The organism is Segeticoccus sp. (assembly GCF_035708005.1).
This window is the reverse complement of the sequence record NZ_DASSTI010000172.1, coordinates 1-2,618: the sequence shown is the minus strand read 5'-3', so window position 1 is coordinate 2,618 and position 2,618 is coordinate 1. Positions and strand designations below refer to the sequence as shown.

The 2,618-nt window shown below is 73.4% G+C and carries 3 protein-coding genes; 1 reads left to right on the top strand and 2 read right to left on the bottom strand.

The window, feature by feature from the left end:
• Positions 1-283: dienelactone hydrolase family protein (locus VFL99_RS16395; RefSeq protein ID WP_325107428.1), on the top strand; the 283-nt coding region annotated here is incomplete at its 5' end.
• A gap of 151 nt (positions 284-434) precedes the next feature.
• Here VFL99_RS16395 and VFL99_RS16390 read toward each other — a convergent pair.
• Together VFL99_RS16390 and VFL99_RS16385 are read right to left on the bottom strand one after the other, a co-directional pair.
• Entirely contained in the window at positions 435-1,703 is a 1,269-nt protein-coding gene (locus VFL99_RS16390) for a sensor histidine kinase (protein WP_325107427.1), read from the bottom strand.
• A complete protein-coding gene (locus VFL99_RS16385) occupies positions 1,700-2,383 on the bottom strand; it encodes a response regulator transcription factor (protein WP_325107426.1) in 684 nt (227 codons plus the stop codon). Before VFL99_RS16385 ends, VFL99_RS16390 begins: the two co-directional genes overlap by 4 nt.
• Positions 2,384-2,618 lie beyond the last annotated feature (235 nt).

Genomic DNA, 2,618 nt, shown 5'->3' with positions numbered 1-2,618 from the left:
CGCCTGCCCGATCGTGGGCAGCTTCGGCGGCTCCGACCGGTCCCCGCTCGGCGCGAAGGCGGGGATGCGGCTGGGCCGGCTGCTCGCCGCGCACGGGGTCGCGCACGACGTGAAGGTGTACCCGGGCGTCCGGCACGGTTTCATGAACGACCACGACCCGGCCGACCTCACGCCGCTGCTGCGGTTCCTGACCCGGATCTCCGGGACGGAGTACGACGCGGAGGCCACCCGTGACGCGCGACGGCGGATCGCGGCGTTCTTTCACACCTACCTGGACGGCTGACCCGAGGGCCCGGCGGCGGCACCGCGCCGATTGGCCTGAGGGGTTCGGCCGCTCGGTTCGGGGGCTACGGTGCCGCCACTCGGGAGGTCCACTGGGGCCCTCGGTGCAACCACCTTCGGTGCCGGTGGGTTAACGGCGCACCATCGCCTGGTTAAGGTTCGCGAAAGGGCAGCGACAGCACCGCGCGGGTCCCACCAGCCTCGCCGCGTCGTACCGTCAGCGCGCCGCCGGCCAGCTCAGCGGTGCGACGGGCGAGGTCGAGCCCGACCCCCGTCGAACCGGGGACCCCGTCCGCCGCCTGGAACTCCTCCGGCTGCCCCGGGCCGTCGTCCTCGACCCCGACGTCCACCCGGCCGTCGCCCCGGGGCTCGACGGTGAGCGCGAACGCCGTTCCTGGTGGGGTGTGGCTGAACACGTTGTCCAGCAGCGCGTCCAGCGCGGCCCCCAGCCGGTCGGCCGAGAGGGAGACCCACACCGAGTCGTCGGGCACCGACAGGGTGAACGGCCGGTGGGTCTCCTCGGCCAGCACTGCCCAGAACTCGGCGCGGGTGGAGACCACCTTCGTGGCGTCGCACCCATCAGACACGACCAACTCGGCAGGAGCGCGGGCGGCCGTGACCGCGGCATCGACGGCCGCGGTCAGCGCGTTCACGTGGCCGGTCATCGTGGCCCGTTCCTCGGGGTCGGCCAGCGCCTCCACCTCGAGGCGGAGCGCCGTGACGGGAGTCCGCAACCGGTGCGACAGGTCCGCGCCGAGCTGCCGCTCGCGTGCCAGCATGGCGCTGATGCGCGCGCCGAGGCCGTTGAGGACCCGGCCCACCGAGGCCACCTCCGCCGGTCCGGCCGGCTCCACCGTGGCGTCCAGGTCACCGGCCCCGACCCGCTCGGCCACGTCGGCCAGCTCGGTCACCGACCGGGACAGCCGACCCGCCAGCACCGCACCTATCGCGACTGCCACGCCGAGCAGGAACATCCCGACCAGCCCGAGCGTCACCCAGGTCGCCGTGACCCCGGCCCGCAGCAGCCGGTCGGGCACGAAGGTGCGGATCACCGCGACACCGTGCTGGCCGGCCACCGGCAGCAGCACCTGCTCGCCTCCGCGCGCCGCCGCGGTGAACGCCACCCCGGTGCGGGCGAGCGCGACGTGCGGGGTCCTCGCGGCGCGCGCGCCGATCGCCGAGCCGTTCGGCAGGAACACCGTGGTGCGCCGCTCGCCATGGTTGACCGCCTGCACCGCCTCCTGCAGCCGGGCCGGTCCAGCGGAGCCGACCAGCACGGTCAGTCCCTGTGCCTCCTGACGGGCCGCGGTCAGCGCCCGGTCCTTGGCGAGCGTGCCGGCCAGCAGGCCGAGGGGGACGATGAGCGCCAGGAGTACGGCGGAGGTGAGGGCCGCGCCGTACACCACGAACAGCCGCCTCATGGCCCCGGGTCGACGAGCTTCACGCCGACGCCGCGGACCCGGTGCAGGTACCTCGGCTGCTCGGCGGTCTCGCCGAGCTTGCGGCGCAGCCAGTGCAGGTGCACGTCGAAGGTCTTGTCCGATCCGCCGTACGGCTGGTTCCACACCTCCGCGGCCAAGGTGCGCTTGCTGACCACCTGCCCGAGGTGCTCGGCAAGGTAGGCCAACAGGTCGAACTCCTTGGGACTCAGCACCAGCGGCCGCCCGTCCAGGGAGGCGCTGCGCCCGGCGGTGTCGATGCACAGGCCACCGACGACCAGGGGAGTCGACGGCGCCTTCACGTCGGCGCGGCGCAGCACCGCCCGGATGCGCGCCTCCAGCTGCCGGGACGAGAAGGGCTTGACCAGGTAGTCGTCGGCGCCCGAGTCCAGCAGCGCGACGATGTCCTTCTCGTCGTCGCGGGCGCTGATCACGATGACCGGCACCGTGCTCACCGCGCGGATCATGGACAGCAGCGCCGAGCCGTCCAGGTCGGGGAGCGACAGGTCGAGGAGCACGACGTCGGGCTGCTCGTCCAGGAGCAGCCGGAGCCCCTCCATCGCCGTACTTGCTGAGCTCGGCGCGTGGGGCAGCTGTCCCAGCGCCCGGACCAGGGCGCCGCGGACCGTCGCGTCGTCCTCGACGATCAGCACCGCCGCCACATCATTGACGGTAGGTGGCTCGGGCGCGTGAGGCCACGGAGAAACCGGACAGTTTGGTCCGGGAGCCGAACTCTTAGCGCCGACTTAACCTCCAGCTAACCCGGCACGGGGCACTCTGCCTGGATGGCGCGGTGGGCGAGAGTGGTGACCGTGGTCGCCGCCTGGATGGTGGCGACCGCGCTGGTGGGTGCGGTGACCTGGACCGCGGTGTCCCGGCTGGGCCGGGGGAGCTCGT

Excerpts from the sequence above, each read along its gene's own strand:
- VFL99_RS16390 (WP_325107427.1), bottom strand. The coding sequence starts at position 1,703 with ATGAGGCGGCTGTTCGTGGTGTACGGCGCGGCCCTCACCTCCGCCGTA.